The sequence below is a fragment of the Paraburkholderia phytofirmans OLGA172 genome (assembly GCF_001634365.1).
Classification (GTDB): Bacteria; Pseudomonadota; Gammaproteobacteria; order Burkholderiales; family Burkholderiaceae; genus Paraburkholderia.
The window spans coordinates 3,327,601-3,346,146 of sequence record NZ_CP014578.1 but is presented as its reverse complement, the minus strand read 5'-3'; the positions used below and the strand labels follow the sequence as shown (position 1 = coordinate 3,346,146).

The 18,546-nt window shown below is 62.5% G+C and carries 16 protein-coding genes and 3 tRNA genes; 11 read left to right on the top strand and 8 right to left on the bottom strand.

Annotated features, from left to right (window positions below):
- Position 1: 1 nt before the first annotated feature.
- From AYM40_RS14620 to earP, 4 genes are all read right to left on the bottom strand, one after another.
- On the bottom strand, positions 2–1,384 hold the full coding sequence (locus AYM40_RS14620; RefSeq protein WP_063496836.1) for a sigma-54-dependent transcriptional regulator: 1,383 nt from the start codon (positions 1,382–1,384) through the stop codon (positions 2–4).
- A 307-nt stretch (positions 1,385–1,691) separates the two neighbouring features.
- The gene (locus AYM40_RS14615; protein WP_063496835.1) at positions 1,692–1,898 is read right to left on the bottom strand and encodes a CsbD family protein; all 207 of its coding nucleotides are present in this window, start codon (positions 1,896–1,898) and stop codon (positions 1,692–1,694) included.
- A gap of 285 nt (positions 1,899–2,183) precedes the next feature.
- The gene (gene efp, locus AYM40_RS14610; protein ID WP_054036233.1) at positions 2,184–2,741 is read right to left on the bottom strand and encodes an elongation factor P; all 558 of its coding nucleotides are present in this window, start codon (positions 2,739–2,741) and stop codon (positions 2,184–2,186) included.
- 270 nt (positions 2,742–3,011) lie between these two features.
- Entirely contained in the window at positions 3,012–4,205 is a 1,194-nt protein-coding gene (gene earP / locus AYM40_RS14605) for an elongation factor P maturation arginine rhamnosyltransferase EarP (RefSeq protein WP_063496834.1), read from the bottom strand.
- 257 nt (positions 4,206–4,462) lie between these two features.
- Between earP and uvrC the strand changes: the two genes are divergently transcribed.
- The 8 genes from uvrC (at position 4,463) to AYM40_RS14565 (ending at position 10,070) form a co-directional block, all read left to right on the top strand.
- Positions 4,463–6,703, top strand: coding sequence for an excinuclease ABC subunit UvrC (uvrC, locus tag AYM40_RS14600; RefSeq protein ID WP_063496833.1), 2,241 nt, complete (start codon positions 4,463–4,465; stop codon positions 6,701–6,703).
- Positions 6,704–6,901: 198 nt separating this feature from the next.
- The gene (gene pgsA / locus AYM40_RS14595; protein ID WP_063496832.1) at positions 6,902–7,495 is read left to right on the top strand and encodes a CDP-diacylglycerol--glycerol-3-phosphate 3-phosphatidyltransferase; all 594 of its coding nucleotides are present in this window, start codon (positions 6,902–6,904) and stop codon (positions 7,493–7,495) included.
- Positions 7,496–7,733: 238 nt separating this feature from the next.
- A tRNA-Gly gene (locus AYM40_RS14590) sits at positions 7,734–7,809 on the top strand.
- Positions 7,810–7,871: 62 nt separating this feature from the next.
- Positions 7,872–7,947: transfer RNA gene (locus AYM40_RS14585), tRNA-Gly, on the top strand.
- A gap of 104 nt (positions 7,948–8,051) precedes the next feature.
- Positions 8,052–8,125, top strand: a tRNA-Cys gene (locus AYM40_RS14580).
- A gap of 130 nt (positions 8,126–8,255) precedes the next feature.
- Complete coding sequence (locus AYM40_RS14575; RefSeq protein ID WP_063496831.1) at positions 8,256–8,660, top strand: hypothetical protein; 405 nt, start codon at positions 8,256–8,258, stop codon at positions 8,658–8,660.
- A gap of 47 nt (positions 8,661–8,707) precedes the next feature.
- Positions 8,708–9,466, top strand: a complete 759-nt coding sequence (locus AYM40_RS14570; protein WP_063496830.1) for a TraB/GumN family protein — start codon at positions 8,708–8,710, stop codon at positions 9,464–9,466.
- 97 nt (positions 9,467–9,563) lie between these two features.
- Positions 9,564–10,070: a GNAT family N-acetyltransferase gene (locus AYM40_RS14565; protein ID WP_063496829.1), complete on the top strand. Its 507-nt coding sequence runs from the start codon at positions 9,564–9,566 to the stop codon at positions 10,068–10,070.
- Between the two features lie 77 nt (positions 10,071–10,147).
- On the opposite strand, the gene AYM40_RS14560 is transcribed toward AYM40_RS14565, so the two are convergent.
- From AYM40_RS14560 to AYM40_RS14550, 3 genes are read right to left on the bottom strand one after another with little or no spacing between them, the layout of a single operon-like run.
- A complete protein-coding gene (locus AYM40_RS14560; RefSeq protein ID WP_063496828.1) occupies positions 10,148–11,032 on the bottom strand; it encodes a cytochrome c oxidase assembly protein in 885 nt (294 codons plus the stop codon).
- 9 nt (positions 11,033–11,041) lie between these two features.
- Positions 11,042–11,503 (bottom strand): copper chaperone PCu(A)C, encoded by a 462-nt coding sequence (locus tag AYM40_RS14555; RefSeq protein ID WP_063496827.1) that lies wholly within the window; start codon positions 11,501–11,503, stop codon positions 11,042–11,044.
- Positions 11,504–11,521: 18 nt separating this feature from the next.
- Positions 11,522–12,091: an SCO family protein gene (locus tag AYM40_RS14550; protein WP_063498028.1), complete on the bottom strand. Its 570-nt coding sequence runs from the start codon at positions 12,089–12,091 to the stop codon at positions 11,522–11,524.
- Between the two features lie 475 nt (positions 12,092–12,566).
- Between AYM40_RS14550 and otsB the strand changes: the two genes are divergently transcribed.
- Both otsB and otsA read left to right on the top strand, forming a co-directional pair.
- A complete protein-coding gene (gene otsB / locus AYM40_RS14545; RefSeq protein ID WP_063496826.1) occupies positions 12,567–13,316 on the top strand; it encodes a trehalose-phosphatase in 750 nt (249 codons plus the stop codon).
- 67 nt (positions 13,317–13,383) lie between these two features.
- Positions 13,384–14,844, top strand: a complete 1,461-nt coding sequence (otsA, locus tag AYM40_RS14540) for an alpha,alpha-trehalose-phosphate synthase (UDP-forming) (protein WP_063498027.1) — start codon at positions 13,384–13,386, stop codon at positions 14,842–14,844.
- Positions 14,845–14,944: 100 nt separating this feature from the next.
- On the opposite strand, the gene AYM40_RS14535 is transcribed toward otsA, so the two are convergent.
- Entirely contained in the window at positions 14,945–16,780 is a 1,836-nt protein-coding gene (locus AYM40_RS14535) for an ABC transporter ATP-binding protein (protein ID WP_063496825.1), read from the bottom strand.
- Positions 16,781–17,474: 694 nt separating this feature from the next.
- Between AYM40_RS14535 and AYM40_RS14530 the strand changes: the two genes are divergently transcribed.
- A complete protein-coding gene (locus tag AYM40_RS14530) occupies positions 17,475–18,539 on the top strand; it encodes a glycosyltransferase family 4 protein (RefSeq protein WP_063498026.1) in 1,065 nt (354 codons plus the stop codon).
- Positions 18,540–18,546: the final 7 nt, after the last annotated feature.

Genomic DNA, 18,546 nt, shown 5'->3' with positions numbered 1-18,546 from the left:
GTCAGTTCAACCGCATCCGTTGCAGCTTGTTGTACAGCGTCTTCGGACTGATCCCCAGCAGTGATGCCGCGCGATGGCGCGTGCCGCCGACTGCATCGAGCGTTGCGCGGATCAGCATTTCCTCCACGTCCGCGAGTGGCGTGCCGACGGTGACCTGCACGCGGCTGCCGTTCAGATCGCGCCCGTTCACCGAGCCCGCCTCGTCGGCACGCAGCGATTCCACCACGTCTCCCGACGCGTGATACGCCCGGCGCACGCGATCCTGTAACTCGCGCACATTGCCTGGCCACTCATACGAAAGACACTCGCGCAGGAAGTTCGGCGCGACCTGCTTGACCACTTCCGACGTACCGCGCGCGGCCGCTTCGTGATTCAACTCGTCGACGACGGCTTGCGCGATCAGCGCCGGATCGTCGCCGCGCTCGCGCAACGGCGGCAGTGATATCGCGGCCGCTTCGAGACGCAGCGCGAGATCTTCGTGCAAGCTGCCGTCGGCGACCGCCGCGCGCGGGTTTTTGCGCGTCGAGGCGATCAGCCGGAAGTCTGTCCCGACCTGATTCGTGCCGCCGACCCGCATGAAGGTCTGCGAATCGAGTGCGCGCAACAGCGCTTCCTGCTGGGCGCGCGGTAGTTCGGCGATTTCGTCGATGAACAGCGTGCCGCCGCTGGCCTGCTCGAACAGGCCCGGTTCGCGCTGCTCGGCACCACTGAACGCGCCGCGCTCGTGGCCGAACAACAGGCTGTCGAGCGGGCGATGCGGCGCGACGCTGCCCGCGCTCCGGCAATCGAACGTGACAAACGGTCCTTTGCGGCGCCGGCTCATGTCGTGCAGCGTGCGCGCGGCGATCCGCTTGCCCGTGCCCGCTTCGCCGGAAATCAGCACGGCGGCTTCGGTAGGCGCGATATGTTCGATCGCGTCGTACACATGCTGGACCGCGCCGCTGCGGCCCAGTAACGAGCCGAAACGACCGAGTTGACGCAGCGAGGCGCGCAGTGTCTGGACCTCCTCGGTTAGCTCGTACGGACGCGGAATCCGGGCGAGCAGACTACGCAGGCGCGGGATATTGACCGGTTTGAGCAGGTAGTCCCAGATGCCGTGCCGCAGACCTTCGATCGCGCTCTCGACCGTCGCATTGCCGGTCATCACGATCACGGGCAAGGCGCCGCCGGGCGGGTGCGCGGGGAGGTGCTGCAACACATCGAGCCCGCTGCCATCCGGCAGATTCAGGTCGACCAGCACGACATCAGGAATGAAGCGGGTCAGCGCCGCCCGGGCCTCGGCGATGGTGGTCGCGGTGTCGACGGAGAAGCCGTCGGCGGCGAGGATGGCGGACAGACCCGACAGGCTATTGGGATCGTCTTCAACAATCAGAGCATGTGGCATGGCGAGCGCTTTTTTTAGATGGACGGAATACCCGGTACGCCGCGCCGGTACTCTGGCGCGTGGCACGGGCGCGATGGCTGGCCGGTACTGTCGGTCGAACGCCGTACCGCGCGGGCAGCGCCTGCCAAGGCGGCGGAACTGCCGCGGGCCAATTGGCATGGCAGCGGCGCAAGTCGCGGAACACGGCGTGCAGGCGGAGTTGGGGTGGTTCGACTCATGTAGTTCCAGGTCCTTTGCTTTCAGTGGATATCCGCGCCGACGCGAGGTGACGCACGGGCGGGCATCTGTATTTCCTTCACTCGACCGGTCAGAAATCCCGGTTGCTGTCGAAGAAGCGCCTTACTTCAAGTTCGGCTTGCTTACGGGTCTTACCGTAACGCTCCTGGATCAGCCCGGCCAGTTTGTCGGCGCGGCCTTCTGCCTTGGCCAGTTCGTCGTCCGTCAATTCACCCCATGCTGTCCTGGCCTCGCCGACCAGTTGCTTCCACTTGCCTTCAGCGATGTCGTGATTCATGCCGCCTCTCCGGAGTTGAGGAAAAAAAGCCTTACTGGCCTGTATCGGAGAAAAGCATGGACTGTGCCAAAGCCAATTACTTAAGCTTATCAATGGTTTGTTTGATACAAAACAGGAAGACAAAAGCAGTGCACAGGCATTTTTGAGAAGGCTGCCGGTAAAGTTTTCCTTAACCATACACGGCGGCACAAAAAAGAAAAAGCGCCCAACGTGGGCGCTTTTTTTTTTGCCATTTTTTTCGCCGCGCCGGACTTGGCTCCAGCGCAGGATTCAGGCGGCAGGCGCTTAGGCGCGGCTGCGGTACTCGTGCGTACGCGTGTCGATTTCGATCTTGTCGCCGATGTTGCAGAAGAGCGGCACTTGCAGTTCGAAACCCGTGGTCAGCTTGGCGTTCTTCAACACCTTGCCCGACGACGTATCGCCCTTGACTGCCGGCTCCGTGTAGATGATTTCACGGACCAGCGTGGTCGGCAGTTCGACCGAGATGGCTTTCTCGTTGTAGAACACGACTTCGCAAGCCATGCCGTCTTCGAGGTAATGGAGGGCGTCGCCCATCATTTCGCCTTCGACTTCGAACTGGTTGTAGTCGGCGTCCATGAACACGTACATCGGGTCAGCGAAGTACGAGTACGTGACTTCCTTGCGCTCCAGCACGACGACGTCGAACTTGTCATCTGCCTTGTACACGCTTTCCATGCCTGCGCCGGTCAGCAGGTTCTTGAACTTCATCTTCACGACGGCGGAGTTACGGCCCGACTTGTTGTATTCGGCCTTTTGCACGACCATCGCGTCGCTGCCGATCATCACGACGTTGCCGGTGCGGAGTTCCTGTGCGGTCTTCATAAAACTGTCCTGTACGAAATAAGTAGCTTCAACTTTTGCTCAACGGCATACGGCGCAAGCGGATTGGCCTGCTGGGTTTGCCTTGCGAATCGCTCTGACCCCGTGGGTCTGGCCCCGTGAGTCTGGCCCTGTGAGTCTGGTCCGTTATCCTGGGCGAATTTGCCAGACGAATTTGCAAGACGAGTCTGCCAAATGAATTTGCCAAACGAATATGCCAAACCACTCGCCACGATCGGGCCGCGCTTGCGTCGTCGGCCGTTGGATAACCGCTTATTTTAACTGAGTTTTTGCGAACAAGGCCAGATTTCCGGCGAGGTCGCCCACCTGGACTAGCTCGCCGGCCCATTCGGCCGCGCGCTGCTTCAGCACCGCGCGGTGACGCTGGAATTCCGCCCAGTCCGGCCGGCCCGCGCCGTTCCATGCGTGCCAGAAGCGCGCGAGGGCGTCCCGCGCGTCGGCGGGCAGGGTGCGGGCGTAGTGGGCGAGCGCGGCATCGAGCTTCGGCAGATGGGCGTCGTCGGCTTGCGGGTAGATGTGCCAGACGAAGGGTTTGGCGGCCCATTGGGCGCGCACGAACGAATCTTCACCGCGCACGAAATTGACGTCGCTGGCCCACAGTAGCGTGTCGTAACCCGGTTGCCCGGTGAAAGCGAGCGCGTGAACGCTGAGGCTGCCGCGCTCGGCATACGAACCGGCAGCGAACGCGCTCAGCCCGAAAAAGCGCGCGACCGCGCCCGAAATGCGGCCTTCCGGTACCAGTAGAACGACCGGCTCTGCGCTGTCGCGCCATTGTTCGAGCAGGCTGTCGACGGCGGGGTTTTCGTAGGCGAACAGCGAGACGATCGTGGCCGAGGACGGCGGCGGCGCGCGGCCGGCGGTTTTCAGCCACCACGCTTCGCGCGCCGGTTGCGATGCTTCGAACGCCGTGCGCGCGGCGTCGAGATACCCTTCCTTCAGCACGCCGCCGGTGCCGGGGCCGAGTCCGGGGAAAAAGAAGGTCTTGATCAGCGGGTAGCTCGGATGCGGCGACGGTCGCAGATGGAAATCCGCGACCCAGTCTTCGGCGCTCAGATATTCGAGGTTGAACCAGACCGGCGCGCGCTCGCGCCGCGCCATCGCGGCGACGTAGATCGGCGGCAATTCGCAGGCAAATGCCTCGATCACGACGTCAGCCACTTCGAGCGTATCGCCCGCGTGGGCCGGCTCGTGCCAGTGTTCGACGACGATGCCGTCAATCGCCTGACGCGCCCGATCCAGTGCCAGCGACGGGCACAGCTTCTGGAACGCGTGCAGATCATCGACGAACACGCGCATCTGCCAGCCGTGCTCGCTCGCCAGTTGGCGGGCGAGACGCCAGCACACGCCGATGTCGCCGAAATTGTCGATCACCGCGCAAAAGATATCGCAGGCGATTGCCGTGGGCGCGGCGACGGGTTGTTCGGACGGCGGCGTAGCGGTGGACATGGTGGCGTGGATCACGGAGTGGAACGGGGGCGTGCCTGGGTTCTGCAGGGCCTTGCTGGCGGGTGACGCAATCAGGCTCAGCCGCTGGCTTGCGCCGCTCTATCGCGCCATTCGATACAGCAGGGTTCGAACGTACGCGGAATGCTCTAAACTGGCGATTCTAAAGCACTCATCCGCGGTTCCGCGTCTAAGTGACTACTCAGCGCGCAGCACGCCGTCAGAGGCTTCGCGACACTGCCCCAGCCAACCGATTCTGCATGACCGAACCCGAAGCAACCGACGTTTTCGAGCCGAAAAAAGTGCTCGCCCAATTGCCGCATCTGCCCGGCGTCTATCGCTATTACGATACGCAGGGCGCGGTGCTTTACGTGGGCAAGGCGCGCGATCTCAAGAAGCGCGTTTCGAGCTACTTCACGAAGACGCAACTGTCGCCGCGTATCGCGATGATGGTGACGCGCATTGCGCGCATCGAGACGACCGTCACGCGTTCCGAGGCCGAAGCGCTGCTGCTCGAAAACAATCTGATCAAGGCGCTGGCGCCGCGTTACAACATTCTGTTTCGCGACGACAAGTCGTATCCCTATCTCAAGCTGACCGGCCACAAGTTTCCGCGCATGGCGTATTACCGCGGCTCGGTGGATCGCAAGAATCAGTACTTCGGCCCGTTCCCGAGTGCGTGGGCGGTGCGTGAGAGCATCCAGATCCTGCAGCGCGTCTTCCAGTTGCGCACGTGCGAAGATTCCGTGTTCAACAACCGCACCCGACCGTGTCTGCTGCATCAGATCGGCCGCTGCACGGCGCCGTGCGTCGGGGCAATCAGCGAAGAAGATTACGCCCGCGATGTCGCCAACGCGTCGCGCTTTCTGCTCGGCCGGCAGGGCGAGGTGATGAAGGAGCTCGAACAGAAAATGCACGCGTTCGCGAGCGAGCTGAAGTTCGAGCAGGCCGCGGCGGTGCGCAATCAGATGAGTTCGCTGTCGACAGTGCTGCATCAGCAGGCGATCGAAGTCGGCGGCGATAGCGACGTGGATATTCTTGCGGTCGTCGCGCTCGGCGGCCGTGTGTGCGTGAATCTCGCGATGGTGCGCGGCGGGCGGCATCTGGGCGACAAGGCCTATTTCCCGGCGCATGTGGAAAGCGCCTTGACGGTCGGCGAGGGCGGTCTTGAAGAGGGCGGCGACGATGAGCCGTTGGCCGACGTCGCGACCGGCGCGGGCTTGGTGTCTGACGAGGCCGCAACCGGCGCGAACGCATCGTCCGATGCAGCTGACGCCCTCGCAATCGCCGGGGAGATGCGGTCCGAAGAGGATGATGACGACGCAGATGCTGCTGTCGAGGCCGAAGATGAAGAGGATGATGCGGCCGAGTCCGAGTCCGAGTCCGAGTCCGAGTCCGAGTCCGAACCCGAAGTCGAGACTTCGGCGCCACGCAAAGGCCGTGCAACCGTCGGCGGCATCGAATCAGAAGTGCTGGAGGCGTTCATCGCACAGCACTACATCGGCAATCGCGTCCCGCCGGTGCTGGTGGTCAGCCACGCGCCGGCCACGCGCGAGCTGGTCGATGTGCTGATCGAACAGGCCGGCCACAAAGTAACGGTGTTGCGCCAGCCGCAAGGTCAACGGCGCGCATGGCTTGCAATGGCCGAGCAGAACGCGCGGCTCGCGCTCGCGCGCCTGCTCTCGGAACAAGGCTCGCAGCAGGCCCGCACGCGCGCGCTCACCGACACGCTCGGCATGGAATGCGAGGACCTCGCGCATCTGCGTATCGAGTGCTTCGACATCAGCCACACGATGGGCGAGGCGACGCAGGCGTCCTGCGTGGTGTATCACCATCACAAGATGCAGTCGTCCGAATACCGCCGCTACAACATCACCCGCATCACCCCGGGCGACGACTACGCAGCGATGCGCCAGGTGCTCACGCGCCGCTACGAGAAGATGGTCGCGCAAGCGGCTGCGAACGCCGCAGACGAAGCCGCCGAATTGCAAACAGACGCGGCCGCGGACCCGCTGCTCGCAGCGGATGCCGCGGAGCCAGCGGCGGCTGGCGGCATCCTGCCGACCATCGTGTTGATCGACGGCGGCAAGGGGCAGGTCGAAATCGCCCGCCAGGTGTTCACCGAACTGGGTCTCGATACCGGCATGCTCGTCGGTGTCGCGAAGGGCGAAGGACGCAAGGTCGGTCTCGAAACCTTGATTTTCGCCGACGGCCGTGCGCCGCTCGAACTCGGCAAGGAGAGCGCGGCGCTGATGCTGGTCGCGCAGATTCGTGACGAGGCACACCGCTTTGCGATTACCGGCATGCGCGCTAAGCGCGGCAAGACACGCCAGACCTCGCGGCTCGAAGAGCTCGAAGGGGTGGGCGCGAAGCGGCGTCAGCGTTTGCTGGCGCGCTTCGGCGGCCTGCGTGGGGTGGTCGCGGCAAGCGTCGAGGATCTGGCGAGCGTCGAAGGGATTTCGCAGGCGCTTGCCGAGCAGATCTACCGGCAGTTGCACTGATCACGGTACGCCGCGCTGCCCACGGCGCGGCAACGAGCGGTCGATAAGCGACGCTGAAGCGGCGCAGAAGCGGTCGGCAAGCGGCTGATAAGCGGTGCTCCGGCGGCGTGCGTGCCTGGCCCCGCGCGCCGCTTTGCTTGTGGCAGGCCTTGTGACACGGCACAATTGCATCTCCCTTGTCAGACGCTGCGCCTGCCCATGCCGTTTAATTTTCCGATTTTCCTGACTTGGCTGCGGATCGTCCTGATTCCGCTCGTCGTCGGCGTGTTTTATTTGCCCGACATGATGATGAGCCCGGCACACCGCAATCTGGCGGCCGCGACGATCTTCATTCTGGCGGCGCTCACCGACTGGTTCGACGGCTTTCTGGCCCGCAAATGGAATCAGACCTCGGCGTTCGGCGCGTTTCTCGACCCGGTCGCTGACAAGCTGATGGTGACGGCAGCGTTGCTGGTGCTCGTGCAACTCGCGCGGATCGATTCGGCGATAGCGCTGGTGATCGTCGGACGCGAGATCGCGATCTCGGCGCTGCGTGAGTGGATGGCGCAGATCGGCGCATCGAAGAGCGTTGCGGTGAATTCTCTCGGCAAGTTCAAGACCGTTTGCCAGATGGTCGCGATTCCGATGTTGCTGTTCTACGGGCCGTTGCCGTTTGGCAGCGGAGTCTCTGTCGATACGCGTGTGTGGGGCCTGTGGCTGATCTATCTGGCCGCGTTCCTGACGATCTGGTCGATGCTCTATTACATGAAACTCGCATGGCCGCAGATCCGCGAGCGGGGTGGCGTTGCCTGATTGCAGAACGATCGAGGCGCAACGCCGGGGTGGCTGAAGGGTGTCCGAACGTCGCGCAAGCGTGAGCGAAATCTTTTCAGTTAAAGACATTCGCAAAAGGGGTTGACACGTTTCAGTCGTTTCTCCATAATCTCGTTTCTCCGATGCACGCAGTTCGAAACGTCGGTGGCAGTAAGAGTGCAGTTGCAGTAACAAGGCAGCAGTTAGCGTAATAAAAGCAGTGCAAAAGCAGCACAATGCGGGAGTAGCTCAGTTGGTAGAGCGCAACCTTGCCAAGGTTGAGGTCGCGAGTTCGAGCCTCGTCTCCCGCTCCAATTTTTGAAGCAGCGCGTTGTTTGGCGAAGTGAAAATGCAAGGCGTTGTGAAGTAGGGCAATGCGGGAGTAGCTCAGTTGGTAGAGCGCAACCTTGCCAAGGTTGAGGTCGCGAGTTCGAGCCTCGTCTCCCGCTCCATACATAAGGGGAAGCAACGCTTCCCTTTTTGTTTGGTGGGCCGGTCCTTACGGTTACCCACCAGGCAAATCTGAGAATCTGCAGCTAGGTTCCAGTCCGCTTGCGGCGCGATAGCAAAGCGGTTATGCAGCGGCCTGCAAAGCCGTTTAGGCCGGTTCGACTCCGGCTCGCGCCTCCAGTAGTTGATGTAAAGAAAAGCCCCGACTCGTCGGGGCTTTTCTTTTTTGTGCGCCCAGCATGGGCGCACTCCAGTGGGTGCAAGTCCAAGGGTTTTTTTCTCATCCCGTTTGCTGCAAAACAGGCCAGCCATGCGTATCCCAGACCGCGAACGCCGCTCCTTCTACCTGCGCCTGGTCTACGCGCTATGCCTCTGCGGCGCCACCTGGACACATCTGCAAGTGGCCCTGGTCCACGGACTCTGGTGGGACTACGGCGGTGCGGCGCCGCTGACGCGAATCTACTGGACGTCATTGCTCTTCATCGATCCGCTAACCGCTCTACTGCTGCTGTCGAGTCCGCTCGCAGGGCTGATCCTCTGCGTCACCGTCATCGTGACCGACGTGGTGCACAATTCATGGTTCGCGTTGCACCATCCGATCCGCATGGACCTGTACGTTTCGCAGATCATCTTCCTGCTGTTCGTCGCGTTCACGGTGCAGACCGCCTGGCTAGGGACCGCAAGACGGTCTGCCGCGCTGCGCGCCGTCGATTGAATGGCCCGATTGCCTCTTTGCGCAATTGCCTGTCCTCACGAGGCTGCATGTACCTACAACTCACCGGCACCAACGTCCGTCTGCTCGGCTCGATGCATCTGTTTCCGGCGACGAGCCGCAGAACGCCGCCATGGATCACCGAAGCATATGACTGGGCCGAATCGCTGGTCTTCGAATCCGATCCACCGACGATCCTGCCGTTTCTGAAGGCGCCCCCGCGGGGCGGTGCCGATCAACTGCAGCCCTTGCTGTCCGCCGATGCCTGGAATCAGCTACACGCAGTGTGGCCCGCGGAAGGTCCGTTGGCGCCGCTCATCGATTTGCGTCCTTGGGCCGCGCTGATCGTCGCGCCAACGCTGTTCCAGCAGGTCGTCGAAGGCGTCGAGCCGCGCATGCTGCGCTCGGCGCTGACGCAAGCCAAACCGTACCAGTATCTCGAGACCGCAGAGGAAGTGGCGGCGTCGCTCGAATCGATTCCGCTCGAAGCAGTTGGCACCGCGCTCGGCATGCTCATGTCCGATCTCGACGAACCGCAGCGCACGCTCGAACGGATGCACGTTGCCTGGCTGCATGGCGATTTGCCGGCCGTGCATCAGATTGCCGTCGAATCGCCTATGTTCAACCTGCCCGGCATCCGCCACGCCATTCTCGATACGCGCAATCGCGCGTGGGCGGCGCGTGTGAAAGCGTTGCTCGGACGGCCGGAGCGGACCTTGGTGGTGGTGGGCGCGCTGCATTTGTGCGGGCCCGGTAATCTGATCGAATGTCTCGCGCAGTCCGTCGAGCCGGTTTTTGTTAGCAGCTAGCGGGTTTGCGGTCGGGCGGATTAGCCTAGGCCGCCACGCGCGGCATAATTCCGCATTGCCTCCGCCCGTTAAGGCGCGCTTCCTTTGAAGACTTTCCATGACTGAACCGCAGCAAACCGCCGCCACGCGACTGGCGCAACTCGAATGGCGCTGGAAAGCGTTCGAAGACCTCACCCCCGCCGAAGTCTATGCGATGCTGGCCGCGCGCAGCGCGGTGTTCGTGGTCGAGCAGAACTGCGTGTATGGCGATATCGACGGGCTCGATGCAGATGCCTGGCATCTGTTCGCGTTTGGTCCCGGCAACGCGTCCAACATCAAAGGTCCGCCGCTCGCGGGCTATCTGCGCGTGCTGCTGCCGGACGCCGACGACACCGATATCCGCATCGGCCGCGTCCTGACAACCGCGGAATTCCGCGGCATCGGCCTCGGCAACGCGATGCTCGAACGCTCGCTCACGCATATCCGTGCGCAGTGGCCCGCCACGCCGATCCGTTTGCATGCGCAAGCGCATCTGCAAGGCTTCTACGGCGCGTTCGGCTTTACGCCGGTGTCGGAGATTCACGTAGAGGATGGCATCCCGCACGTGTGGATGCGTTCGGCCTAATAAGCCAGGTTGCAACCGGACTCGGCGCGCGTGCGCCGGCCGGCTTCAATCGCCGCGACTTCAATAGTTTCGAAATTTCAGCGGTGGCTGCTCGCAGGCGCTGACGTGGGCTGCGCCAAGCCTTGTTTCGCCTTTGCACGCCGCTCGCTGCGCAGACGTCCGCGTGCCGACAAGCGCATCCAGTGACGCAACGCTACCAGCGCGCCGATCACGCTCATCATCGAGCCCGGAATCCACAGTAACAGCCCGCCGATCTGCTGATCGCGCATGGGGCTCAGCCACGTGAAGGCGCGGCCGCAGATCGAGTAGATCGGATACAGTTCGTGCGGCGTAAAGAAGATAAACGCGCCGAGGATGATCTGCGGCGGAATCGCGGCGATCACGACCAGTACGCGCTTGCCGGGCGACAAACGTGCCGGCGGCGCGGGCCGCGGATCGAGCACGAGCCACCAGAACAACAGGCCGTCGATCACCATGCTCCAGTTCATGACGCGATAGAGCCGCCAGTCGAGCATCGCCACGAAATGAATCGGCGACATCAGCCAGAAGTAGATCAGCCCGACGAACAACGTGACCGCAACCACCGGATGCATCACGACGTCGAGCAGCTTGCGGACTACCGGGGTCTCCAGCGCGGGCCGCACGAAGTGCTGCCGCCAGCTGAATGGAATGCCCGCGCGCAACGCGGCACCCGGATAAGAGAGCGCAATAAAGAACGGCCCGAGGTGATGCAGCACCAGATGTTGTGCGCGATGCATGAAGAACTCATGCTCGAAGAAATAATCGAGCCGCGTGTGCAGTGCGACATACAACGCGACCAGCCCGAACCAGAAAGAAATGCGCCGGAGAATCGACACCTTCGCCTTGTGCGCACCGCGCACGAACAGAATCGCCGGCACCAGCAAGGCGATAACGACGGTCGGCGAAAACTCCCAAGGGTCGAGCCAGTAGAGCAGGTTCATCGCAAGGCGTTACTTGGTCTGGGCGGGGGACTTGACGGCGAACGGCGTATCGAGTGTTTCGCCGTCGGAGAACTTCAGCGTCAGATGCACGGTGTCGCCCGGTGCGACCTTGTGCTTCGCGTCTTCAAGCATCACGTGATAGCCGCCCGGCGCGATCGCTACCTGGCCGTGGGCGGGCACGGTCAGCTTGTCGACCATCACCATCTTCTGCGTCGAACCGTTCGACACGGTTTGATGCAGCATCGCGTCGCCGTAGTCGTTGCTGGAAATATCGACGAGGTCGATCGGCTTGTCGCTCGCGTTCACCAGCGTTACGTAGCCGGCGGCGGGGAGGTTGTTCGGTAGCCAGCGCACCCACGCGTCTTTGGCTGTGATGGTGTTAGCACCGGCGGCAAGCGCTGCCGAAGCGAAACCGAACGAGAGGGCGACGGTGCAGCTCAGTGCAGCGAACGTTTTGACTTTGATCGACATGGATGAACTCGGGAAAGGTCAGGAATGGTCATCAATGATACGGCGCAGGTCTTGCGCGATCGTATCGGGAGTATCGTGATCGGTGGCGAGCAGGCGCGCGTGGCCCTGCTGATCGAACACGTAGACGGCCGAGCTATGGGTGACTTCGTAGTTGCCGTTGGGGTCGCCCTTTTCCATCTGATAGGCGACCCGGTAACGCTTGGCGAGCGATTCGATCTGCCAGTCGGTGCCGGTCAGGCCTTCGGCGTGTTGCGAATCGAAGGCGCCGATGTAATCGTGCAAGGCTTTGGGCGTGTCGCGTGCCGGGTCGACGGTGATGAACAGGATGCGCACTTTTTGCGCGTCCGGGCCGAGTTTGCCGAGAACCCGCATCAGGCGGCCCATCGTTTCTGGGCAGACGTCCGGACAATGGGTATAACCAAAGTAGACGAGCGACGTGCGGCCTTTAAACGAATCACCGGTTACGGCGCGGCCGTCGTCACTCGTTAGCGTTAAATCGAGATCCGGCAAGTGGCCGGTTACGTTGGTCAACTGGAACGGTTCGGTGCGGTGCGTGCAGCCCGCTAGCGCGCCGAGCACGCCCACCATGACGGCCAGCGCGACCAGGCGCCCGGGCCATGGCTGGCGCGGCGTCAAGAGGTTCGGCTGTTGGTGGTGGGACGAGATGATGGGGAACAAAGCAGGGTTCAAATACTCGATTGAAGAGCGGCGCGTGAAGCTGCCCGTAAATGGACGTGGCGTGGTTCGTGCAAAAGCGCGTAGCCCGTCATAGTGTGCGAATGGGTCGTCGCTGCAATGGTCCGCGTGGCTGCGACTGTATCGCAAAATATCCGCTGACGTCACCCGGCGCCCGCGGGCGCGCGGTTTGCGAGGCAATTTGACGCAGGCGGCTGAAAGTTCGCCGAAGGCGGACTGTTCTCTTTTTGAACGCAGGCGTGAGTGGCATAGGCTGCGCCGCCAGGCTGGGCTTGTGTCCCGGCTTACTTTCTCGAAAAATTGACGGATGCGCGGTAAGATGCGCACACTTTTCCGGCCGCAGAAGGCTGAAAGGCAAAATTAACCGATGCAGGCACTTCCGGCTGTTCTGTCTCCTGGTGAGACGGCATTTTTCTTCGACTTCGACGGCACGCTCGTCGAACTCGCGCCCACGCCGGACGGCGTGCTGGTGCAACCGCGCGTGATCGGCTTGCTGAGCGAGTTGCGCAGTCTCACGAACGGCGCGGTCGCGATCGTGTCGGGCCGCGGCATCGACAGCATCGACAGTTTTCTCGGCATGCCCGATTTGCCGATCGCCGGTCTGCATGGCGCCGAGCGGCGCGACGCGAACGGCGACACGCAGCGCATCGGCTTTCACGATGAGCGGCTGTTGCGCATGGAGCAGGTGCTCGCGCAGGTCGTCAACGAACACCCCGGCATGCTGCTCGAGATCAAAGGCGCGGCGCTGGCGCTGCACTACCGCAACGCACCCGACCGCGAGCCGGTGGCGCGCGAGGCGACCGGGCGGCTGGTTGCCGATTACCCCGGCTCGTATGTGTTGCAGCCGGGCAAGATGGTCTACGAAATCAAACCGAAGGATGTCGACAAGGGCCGCGCAATCCGCGCGTTCCTGGACGAGCCGCCGTTTGTCGGCCGTACGGCGGTGTTTGCCGGCGACGACCTGACCGACGAGAAAGGCTTTGCCGTCGTCAACGAGCGTGGCGGTCTGTCGATCAAGGTGGGGGCGGGCGACACGATGGCGCATACGCGCGTCGAGTCGGTAACGGCGCTGCTCGACTGGCTGGAATCGATTGTCGCGGCCGCGCGCGGAGCGTGATGGTGACGCCGCCGATGACGCCGTATCACTCAACGACCATGACTTACTGCATCGGGAATTGCGCTTCATGAGCCGACTGATCATCGTATCGAACCGGGTTGCGCCAATCTCGGAGGGCGGCCCGGCGGCGGGCGGTCTGGCGGTCGGCGTGTACGACGCGCTGAAGGAAACCGGCGGCATGTGGTTCGGCTGGAGCGGCGACGTGCTCAGCTCGGGCCAGCCGCAGATCAAGGTGGAAGAGCGCGGACCTGTGACCTTCGCGACCATCGCGCTGATGCGCCGCGACTACGATCAGTATTACCGTGGTTTCTCGAACGCCACGCTGTGGCCCGCGTTCCACTATCGCGCCGATCTGCTGCAGTACGATCGGCACGACTTCGAAGGCTATTGCCGCGTCAATGCGTGGCTCGCCCAGCAGCTCGTGCCGCTATTGCGCGAAGACGACGTGATCTGGGTCCACGACTATCACCTGATTCCGTTCGCCCAGGCGTTGCGGGCGGCCGGTGTGAAAAATCGCATCGGCTTCTTTCTGCATATTCCGTTTCCGGCTTCGCAGGTGTTGCTGGGAGTGCCGCCGCATCGCGAGCTGGTCGAAGCGCTCTGTTCATTCGATCTGCTCGGCTTCCAGACCGCGCCGGATTTACGGGCGTTCTGCGATTACATCGTCAACGAGGCGAACGGCACGGTCGACGTGTCGGCCAGCCGCCCGCTGACCGTCCATGCGTTCGGTCGCACCCTGCGTGCGGCGGCTTACCCGATCGGCGTCTACCCGGACGAAATCGCCGAGCTTGCGAAAGCGGGCGAGCGCGGCAAGCCGGTGCGCACGATGAAGACGGCGCTGCATGCGCGCAAGCTGATCATGAGCGTGGACCGCCTCGATTATTCGAAGGGGCTGGTCGAGCGGTTTCGTGCGTTCGAGCGCCTGCTGGAACATTCCACTGCGCAACGCAACAAGGTGTCGTTCCTGCAAATCGCCCCGCCGACGCGTGCCGACATGCACGCGTATCAGGACATCCGTTTGCAGCTCGAAGGGGAGTCGGGGCGTATCAATGGCCGCTTTGCCGAACTGGACTGGACGCCGATCCTGTACATCCATAAGCAGTACGAGCGCTCGGTGCTGGCCGCGCTGTTTCGCACGGCGCATGTCGGTTACGTCACGCCGTTGCGCGACGGCATGAACCTCGTCGCCAAGGAGTATGTGTCGGCGCAGGATCCGGAGAATCCGGGCGTGCTCGTGCTGTCGCGCTTTGCCGGCGCCGCGCAGGAACTGGATGGCGCGTTGATCGTGAATCCGGTCGATATCGACGGTATGGCCGAGGCGCTCGCTATGGCGCTGGAGATGCCGCTTGCGGAGCGTCAGGCGCGTCATCGCGACATGATGGTGCAGCTGCGCGAGAACAACGTGTCGGTGTGGCGCGATAACTTCATGCGGGATCTTCAAAGTGCGCATGGTGCGAAGAGCGCCAGAACCGTGAAGGTGCGTGCTGGATCGGGAAGGAAGGCCGTGCGCGAAACCACGGTCGGATAGGCGGCTATCAGGCCCGGTTTCAACTGCCCCGGAAAACAGAAAAGCCGCTCGAAAGCGGCTTTTCTGTTTGTTGCTGAAGCAGCACAGGGCAGTGCGTTGCTTAGACTACGTGCTGCTCGTCCACCTTCTTGCCGCCGATATGCAGCGTGGTGCCCTTGCCATACTGCTTCGAGAGCAGATCGCGATACAGACCCGGCCGCTGACGCAACGCTTCCGGACTGCCGTCGTCGATCACCTTGCCCTGGCTCATCACGATGATCCGGTCGAAATTGTTCAGCGTCGACAACCGGTGCGCGATCGCGATCACCGTGCGGCCCACCATCAGCCGGTCGAGCGCCTTCTGGATCGCTTCTTCCGACGCGCTGTCGAGCGCCGAGGTGGCTTCGTCGAGCAGCAGGATCGGCGCGTTCTTCAGGATCGCGCGCGCAATCGCGATGCGCTGGCGCTGTCCGCCTGACAGTTTCACGCCGCGGTCGCCAACGATCGTGTCGAACCCTTCCGGCATGGCTTCGATGAAATCGCTGCAGCGGGCTTCGCGCGCGGCAGCGACCACTTCTTCCCGGCTCGCTTCAGGGCGGCCGTAAGCGATGTTCTCGTACACCGTGCGATGGAACAGCGAGATATCCTGCGGCACCAGCGCGATCGCATGGCGCAGGCTGTCCTGGGTGATCGTGGCGATGTCCTGGCCGTCGATCTTGATTGCGCCGCCCTGCGTCTCGTAGAAACGCTGCAGCAGCGCCAGCACGGTGGATTTGCCCGCGCCCGACTTGCCGATCAGACCGACCCGCTGGCCCGGCTCGATATGCAGGTCGAAGTGATCGAGAATCGGCCGGCGGCGCGGGTAGGCAAACGTCACGCCTTCGAAATCGACCCGGCCGCCTTGCGGCACGAGTTCTGTGGCGCCGTCGCGGTCCGGCATGCCGTGCGGTTCGAGCAGGGTGCGAACGGCTTCCGCGAGCCGCGCGACGTGCTGCGTGACGTCGACCAGCGCCACGGCCAGATCACGCGTGCCGTGCAGGATCGTGAAGCCGAGCGAGCTGACCAGCACGATGTCGCCGGAGGTCGCCCGGCCTTGATCCCACAGCCACAGCGCCCAGCCCAGCAAGCCCGCCGACAGCAGCGCGGTAATCACGGCATGCAGCAGGCGGAGCTTTTCCAGATAAAGCAGGCTCTGCTGGCGCGCTTCCATTTCCGCTTTGACGGTCGCGCCGAAACGCTGCTGTTCGCGAAACGTCATGCCGAAGGCGCGCACGAGACCCATGTTGCTGATCACGTCGACCAGTTCACCGTCCACCGACGCTGCTTTGGTGGCGAAATGGTGATGCCGCGCCGAGCCACGCCCAGCAAGTTTGTACAGCACGACCGACAGAATGGCCGAGCACAGCATCAGGCCGCCCGCCATCAGCGGATTCACGGCGGTGATCATGACGATCGCGCCGAGCACCGCGATACACGGCGGCAGCACGTTCCAGGCGGTGGTGTTTTCGGCGGTGTAGACCGCGTTCGACGTTGCCGTGATGCGGCTTGCCAGCATGCCCGGCTGTTTCTCCGAGTAGTAAGTCGGCGAGTGGCCGCTCAAGTACTGGAACAAGTCGCGCCGCAAGTCGCCGGTCACGGCCACGAACGTATGCGCGGCAGCCCAGCCGCCGACCCGCCACAGCAGGTTGTCGGCGGCGATCAGGCCAACCAGGATGGCGAACGCGCCCCACAGCGGACCGGGGTGATGCCGGCCTTCGCCGAGCACGTCGATCAGGTGCTTGATCGCGTATTGCGAAGCGAGCGCACAGCCCACGGCCGCGAACACGCTGCACAGGACGATCGCATGCGCGAGCGGATGGCGGCGAATAAAGCGGAAAAGAAACGCAAGCGGCCTGTGCGCATAGCTCGCAAGCTTTGCGTTCTGGGCATTACGCTGGGCGATGGTTAAGTGTTCCAATTGATCGTGAGGTCGGTGTGTTTCAGGTTATGCATGCAAGGCATGGGCCATAGCAAAAGGCGCTCGCCGCGAAGCCGATGCTTCGCATTGTAAACATGCAAAAGCGATTGCGCCCTGTGTATCCGGGCCATGGCGCGACTGATTTCGCGATAGACGACCGCAACCTACTGTTTCTCGACCCGCCGATGGAGCGGTCGTTCATGCAGGCTGCGGAATATTTCGGGATATAATTACAAATTGCATTCAACTGCGGCGCGGCATTTCTTCAATGCCTGCCGGCAAAGTTGGCGCAGGAGCTTACAGCAGCCGTCATCGAGGTCAGCGCTGCAAGCGAGTTGTTACTGTAGAACTGTCTTATAAAACAAGGGTTTGTAAAGTGTTTCGCCTTTGTAACAACGTAAAGACTTTGAAATGTTGTGGTGCAGCGAGATCCCCGGCATTGATAATGCATGCTCTGCTGGCCCACCGAAATATCTGACAGTTTGTCAACGTAGGTGTCATGTGTGCGTTTACCGGCACATGCGCAGACAGCAAACTGCTGATCTGGGTTCACTACCCAAGCGATCCATCGCAGGATTTCTCGAAAGAATCAGGCCCGCGCCGGCATATCCGGCCAGACTGCCCTGGCGAGCAAGCGAGTCGCTTTTACCAAACGCAGTACTTTTGCCTGATTTTTTACGAGGAGTTCTTCATTATGCGAATCGCTCAAATCGCTCCCTTGCACGAGGCGGTTCCTCCCAAGCTTTACGGCGGGACGGAACGCGTGGTGTCCTACCTGACCGAAGCGCTGGTTGAACAGGGCCATGACGTCACGCTTTTCGCAAGCGGCGATTCGCAAACCTCGGCGAAGCTCGAAGCCTTCTGGCCGCAGGCGCTGCGCCTCGACCCGACCATTCGCGACGTGATGGCGCCGCATATGCTTCTGCTCGAAGAAGTGCGCCGCCGCGCGGACGAATTCGACGTGCTGCATTTCCACATCGATTACTACCCGTTTTCGCTGTTCGCCCGCCAGCCGGTGCCGTTCCTGACCACGCTGCACGGCCGTCTGGATCTGCCGGAACTGCAACCGATCTTCAACACGTTCAGCGACGTGCCGGTGGTGTCGATTTCGGACAACCAGCGCATCCCGCTGCAACAGGCGGGCTGGCTGCAAACCGTTTATCACGGCCTGCCGGAAAACGTGCTCACGCCGATCAAGGACGTCGAGCCGGGCTACCTCGCATTCCTTGGCCGCGTCTCGCCGGAGAAGGGTCTCGACCGTGCGATCCGCATCGCCGGCCAGGCGGGCATGAAGCTCAAGGTCGCCGCCAAGATCGACAAGGCCGATCGTGCCTATTACGAAGAAGTGATCAAGCCGCTGATGGCGCTCCCGCACGTTGAATACATTGGCGAAATCGGCGAAGCCGAAAAGCGTGAGTTCCTCGGCAACGCGCATGCACTGGTGTTCCCGATCGACTGGCCGGAGCCCTTCGGTCTGGTGATGATCGAAGCCATGGCTTGCGGCACGCCGGTGATCGCGTTCAATCGCGGCTCGGTGCCGGAAGTGATCGAAAACGGCGTGTCGGGTTTTGTCGTCGAAGACGAAATCAGCGCGGTTGCCGCTGTGAAGCGCCTGCACACGCTGCCGCGCGCCAAGGTGCGTGCGGCCTTCGAATCGCGCTTCTCGTCGAAGGTGATGGCGCAAAACTACGTCGCTACCTACGAAGAGCTGCTGCGTCAGAAGCATCGTACGGTGCTGCGCGAAGTCAACGCCGGCTAATGCGCGG